Origin of the sequence: Barnesiella sp. CU968, assembly GCF_905219685.1 — a bacterium.
Classification (GTDB): domain Bacteria; phylum Bacteroidota; class Bacteroidia; order Bacteroidales; family Muribaculaceae; genus Lepagella; species Lepagella muris_A.
Genome location: NZ_CAJMXD010000190.1, coordinates 1 through 5680, shown reverse-complemented (window position 1 = coordinate 5680; position 5680 = coordinate 1). Strand labels below are relative to the sequence as shown.

The window sequence follows — 5680 nt, the reverse complement described above, 5'->3', positions numbered from 1 at the left end:
ATGCCATATCCGTCGCGCGTTTCGCTCCGGATATCCGACAATCCCCCGACCTGCATCAGTTCGCGCCGGAGTGGAGCGACAACCATGTTCTCAAGTTCGCGGGCGTCCAGAGATGCGCCGTCCGCCCTGACCGCGATCCGGGGAACATCGACATCAGGCAAGAGCGACACCGGAAGCGTCACGAACGTAACACACCCTAAGATCACGAGTGCCAGAAAACTCATCAGCACGGCAATGCGCCGCTGTAACAGAAACCGTATCAAATCAATGGTAGCGTTTAATGTCGGATTACCGGAGTTTGGTGGGCGAGGTTTTCGTTGCCGTCGGTAATCACTGTCTGACCGGCTGTCAACCCTTCGAGAATCTCTCGGCTGTCGAGATTCTCAATGCCCGTGGTGACATAGTTCCACATCGCTTTGCCCTCTTCCAGTGTGAAGACAACTTCCCTGCCGGAACGGAGCACCACAGCGCTCTTCGGCACAACCAACCGCTTGCCAAGGTTCTTGCTGACGCGCACCCGGGCATTCATGCCGTCGATCATTCCTCCGCAGGAACCCAGCGAAGCCCTTGCCTTCACAAGACCTTTCTCATCGACCTTGGGGTTTATTTCTGTAACCTTCCCGCGACAGGAATTACCACCCGCGAAGGGTGAGACTTCAACACCGTCACCGATATGCAAGAGCGGCAATTCACTTTCCAACACCGTGAACTCCACCTGCATGCCGCCGTCGTTTATAATTCGACAGGCGGGTTCTGAGGTCGGGGCTATGCCGAAGCGTTTGACTTTGAGATCAGCAACAACGCCGTCAAAGGGAGCGGTCAATGTGGATTGTTCAATTTCTTTCTTATTCAGGGCTATCGATGTCTCTATGCCGTCGAGACCGCTTCTGACACGCGCCAGTCGCAACACCTCTTCCGGCACGGAAGCCTTGTCTGCCGGATCGTAACCCTGGCCTATAAGCACATCCTGCATGTCGAGAATGGATTTCTCCCGCTCCGACAAAAGTCTGGCACGTTCCGACTCGAGTTTGAAAAGATCAAGACGGGCAAGCTTCTGACCCCGCTTCACCCGCTGACCCTCCCGCACCCACAACTCGCTCACAGGCTCGGATGAGCGGAAATACAAGTCTGCCGTTTCCCTCGCCATTATCTTGCCGTTGCTCACCATATCATGGGTTATCTCTCGCTCCGTGAGCTTCATTGTCTTCACAACCGGCATGCCTCCCTCCGAAGAAGAAGAAAGCTTTGCCGTCTTTTTAGCAGACACAGTGTCTTCTCCCTTGCTTTTATCGGAAGAACACCCTCCCCCGACCATTGTCAAGACAACAGCCGCCGTTGTTATTGTCTTTATCATTATTCCGTTCATATCAATCATTACTTATCACCTCTTACTTCTCACCTCTCACCTTTTTAAGTTCTTCCCTCATCTCCCTTGTCGCGGGTGATTCCACTTTCACAGGAAGCCCCATCGCCTCCTCGTATGCCTTCCGGAACTTGCCGGATGAGACATCGTGCTCTTTGGCGTAGAGCATGGCAAGGAGATAATAGGGATAAAGGCGGTTGGGCAATCTATGCTTCGATCGCGTATAATGCTCCTCAGCCTTGGCTGTCTCACCCATGTCCTCATGATTGCGTCCTATAAGGTTGAGAAACATCGGATCGCTGCTGACCTTAACACCCATCTCCAGCACTTCGTTTGACTTTTCATAATCTCCGTTTCCACGCAATGCTTTCCCATAGTCGAAAAGACAGCGGGCACTCCATTCCATCTCCCGCACCAATGAATCGCATTCTTCCTTCATGCTGTCAGACAGGCGGTAGCGTATTGTGTTGCCAATCCTGTCCCATTCACGTATCTGTCTTTTCCGTTCCATTATTCCATATGCGGGAACCGACAGAATACAACCCGCCACAACACACGCTCCGGCTCTGAGCCACAATGGATAATTACGCCGATGAAATATTATCGCTCCTCCGAGAAGAAAAACCAGCAGATAGAACTCGGCAAACTGGAGGGGATACGAAGAGAAACACACTGCGGCGAAAGCCACCGCTGCTCCGCAAAGACCATGACAGCGTGATCTCCACGCCGCCACTGCTCCGGCTGTGACAACAGCGACAAATGCAATGAAGCCCGCAATGCCGAATGCGATACCGACCTGCAGAAATTCGTTGAAAACATATTCCGGCGCGCCGGCAACAGAGATGAACCCGGAATCAGGATACTGGGCGAAATAATCTTCCTGAGCCTGTCCGAAAGCGCCGGCAACCCTGTCCCAGCCGACACCCAACGGGTGGGCGAACATAGCCTTGAATGCCACCATCCACATCAGCACGCGTCCCTGCGCGGAGTCGGGCTTGAGAAAATAGAGCAACATAAGAAACGCTGTTGTCAGCACAATCACAGAAACGGCATACACCCGGAGTCTCCCTTTTTCAAACGACCTGCCGGCAGAGACGTAACGTCCGGCAGCCACCACCGCACAACCGAGCAGAGCTGCAATCCATCCTGTCCTGCCCATCAACGCCGGCATCAGTCCGATGGCAAGAAACAAATTGCCGGAAGCCGCAAATCCCAGAAGCTGCAGCCACCCGAACACACATTCCACCAATCCGAAAACAATTGTCAGTTGAGCCATTTCATCACCCTTTCCTTGTTTACGACTTCATCACGCTCTGACCACCATACCAACAGTGCTCGTCCGACGATGAAGGGTTCGGGCACAAAACCCCAGTAACGTGAATCCTGGGAATCTCCCGAATTGTCTCCCGCCATGAAATAATAGTTCTCCTTAAAGCGGTAGCTACTCACCGGTTTCCCGCCAAGTGTCAGCACCCCGTCATTGTCCTTTAGCTTGTTTTTTGTTTCCCACTCCACCACCTTCCTGTAAGGGAGATAGTTGGCAGGAGTAAGACTTATCTCCTCCCCCTTGCGGGGAATGTAAAGCGGTCCGAGATCGCGGATTGTCCAATGCGTCACGGAATCTTTCCGGAAAGCCCTGAATCCCGGCAATGAATCTCGACTGACGGAATCAGGGGCATACACAGCCCTTGCCAGACGGCGGTCTCCGCCCCCTTCCGAAGGAATACCGTTTATGTAATAGTCGAAATCTTTGATTTCAAGCGTGTCACCCGGTGCTCCCACGCATCTTTTGGCGTAATACACCCTGTAATCCATGTCTATTTTGCGCCATCCTTCGCGAAAGGGAAAATTGAATACCAGTATGTCGCCTCGCTTGAATTTCCTGAAACGCGGCATACGGCGGATCTTTACATCCTTCCCCGACGCAGCCTCGAAGATGTCGAACAGACGCGCACCTGTGGTCACCTTGTCAACCAATATCTTGTCGCCAGGCTGAAGTGTCGGCAGCATCGACTCGGAAGGGATGTTGAAAGATGCGAAAAGAAACAGATGCCAGATGACAAACAGAAAAAAGCCGATGCTGGCGACGAACAACACGTTCTCCGCCCACTTCCCGGCTATCCGCCATCGGCGTTTCCATTTCTCATCCATCAGTCAAACTTATAAACTGCGCACCGTGCAATTAAACTTATGAACTTCAGCGTATCTCTTGCCAAAACCGAATATACATCCTACAAAGATAGCGAATTGAATTATAACATCCAAAATAAAAATCTCTCATTGCTACTTTTTGGCACATTATATATCCATAATTATCAGCTCTTTAAGAAATTAATATTTGTAAAAATCTCTCATTTCGATAACATGACATAACATCGGTCAATTTTTACGCCCTAAATTCCGGAATTCAGAAATTAAGAGCTTGTTTAAAAATAAAAGTGAGCCGCCCCAAATTTCACTTTTATTTTTAAACAAGCTCTTAGAAACTGTTTAAATTTAAACAGTTTCTTAATGTTACTAATGTTCTAATGTTAGAAAAAAAGGAGGTTCTGGTGTTCTGGAGATTGCAGATTTCACCGGATGGCTCGGCGACTTGGCAGGAGCCATGCGACCTTCCATAATTTGAATCAAACTTCGCACCATCGCGACTTGGCGTGCAAGTCATTGTGTATTTGGGCTTGAAGTCGAAGCGGTAATGCACCGGGAGCATCAGATTATTCAGGGAAGAGGCGAATTAGAAGCTCTTTCACAGATGATAGTGAAAGACTGCCAATCTCATATTGCCGGATTTCTTCAAACGTAGGATCCGAGGGTTTTATGAATCGTCTGCGAGTCTTACCGTCAATCGACGTTGAAAGCTGATAAATGCCTTTACTGTTTGTAGAGACAGAGATGTCCTTGAACATCCTCCCTTTACTGTCTACAAATTCAACACTACAGATCTGCGGCGCTACGTATCCGAAGTTGACTAAATTTCTATGCAATGTCTTATTTATGATATGACTCCAATTCGACGGCATGTCATACTTGGAAGCAAAATCTTGAAACTTAGCAATTGAATCGGCTACTTGCGAAATTATTTCCTCAGCATTGCGGATGCTGTTTTCTTTGGCTATATAAATCAGATCTTCTTTCGTAATATCATCTGTCTTACCATAGAGCGACAGGCAGTGTGTTGTTTCCGCATCCGTACCATACCTGTTGAATATGAATGTCAGATCGTATGCCGGCGATAATCTCCATCTACCTGTTCTGTCAAGCAGAAACGAGAAATTTTTATTGTGGTCATCCGTATTGTTTGCCATAACGTTGAACACAAGTCGACGAAATAATTGGGAAATCTCGGTTTCAGTGAGTTTGAGGCTACGACAGGTTGCAAATAAATCCTCATAAGAGTCGACATCAGGATTTATTGCCGCCAAAGTCTGCATATGAATTTTTTCTCCATTTTTTCTATCGAAACGTTTCGTCATGAAATGTTTTACTCCCTCAACGCTCATGAGTCTGCAATCCTCCATCTCGATGCCGGATGTTGTTGCCATATCGTAATATGCCATCTCTATTTCGGAAGAAGGAAGGACTTTGTCTTCGAACTTAAGGATGAAATAATCGAAACCATCAACTGTCTCAATCTGACCTGAACGGATCTCTCCCGTAGTAGGGTTTACTGCCAGAATTGCCTTCATTTGTCTGCCTCCCGCGGATGTGCCTACTGCGAGGATAGTGTGCAGTTTCAACTCATCCGAATAATCCATTATGGTGCTTTCACGTTGCTCCTGAATTTCAAGAGAGAGGTCATATAATGACTTGACATCAACTTCTTTCGGATGTATCAATTCCTCAGCCGCAGGTTCAAACTCCAGAGCACCCATGCTCCGTTTACCTATAAACATGAGTTTATAAAGTGGGGTGACTTTATGTTTTGGAATTCTATTCCGTTTAATCCATTTATCAAACACTTTGTTACCCCACGAATCCGGAAGAGAATCTGCGATAAAGGGTGGTAAATTCTGATAAATTCGTCGCGCATCTCCGAAGATGGGATTATTTACATTCCATTTATCCGCGGGATGCATCAATGGCGACACATCTGCACGATTACTATTTTTCGGATTAAAAACAAAATATGTAGTTTTTCTTACTTGATCCCAAACAAGACGCCCCAACTCTTCTCCCCATAGCTTTACTGTCAGTACGTTCATTTTTTCGGATGTCTTATGCGTTGTCTTTTCTTATTCTCTTTATACAGGTAAGGAGATTCGGGAAGATCCGGAATCAGCTGCTGCCAGTTGTGTTCAAGATCCAAAGCCTTGANGA

5 protein-coding genes are annotated in these 5680 nt (G+C 48.0%); all 5 read right to left on the bottom strand.

The window, feature by feature from the left end; all coding sequences use genetic code 11:
• The coding region (locus tag JX312_RS08385; RefSeq protein WP_204457683.1) for an efflux RND transporter permease subunit at positions 1-263 on the bottom strand (263 nt) is incomplete at its 3' end.
• Positions 264-277: 14 nt separating this feature from the next.
• Positions 278-1366, bottom strand: a complete 1089-nt coding sequence (locus tag JX312_RS08380) for an efflux RND transporter periplasmic adaptor subunit (protein ID WP_204457682.1) — start codon at positions 1364-1366, stop codon at positions 278-280.
• A 22-nt stretch (positions 1367-1388) separates the two neighbouring features.
• The gene (locus JX312_RS08375; RefSeq protein ID WP_204457681.1) at positions 1389-2639 is read right to left on the bottom strand and encodes an O-antigen ligase family protein; all 1251 of its coding nucleotides are present in this window, start codon (positions 2637-2639) and stop codon (positions 1389-1391) included.
• Positions 2627-3514, bottom strand: coding sequence for a signal peptidase I (gene lepB, locus JX312_RS08370; protein ID WP_204457680.1), 888 nt, complete (start codon positions 3512-3514; stop codon positions 2627-2629). The genes JX312_RS08375 and lepB overlap by 13 nt, the downstream gene beginning before the upstream one ends.
• A gap of 563 nt (positions 3515-4077) precedes the next feature.
• Entirely contained in the window at positions 4078-5565 is a 1488-nt protein-coding gene (locus tag JX312_RS08365; RefSeq protein ID WP_124030765.1) for a type II toxin-antitoxin system HipA family toxin, read from the bottom strand.
• Positions 5566-5680: the final 115 nt, after the last annotated feature.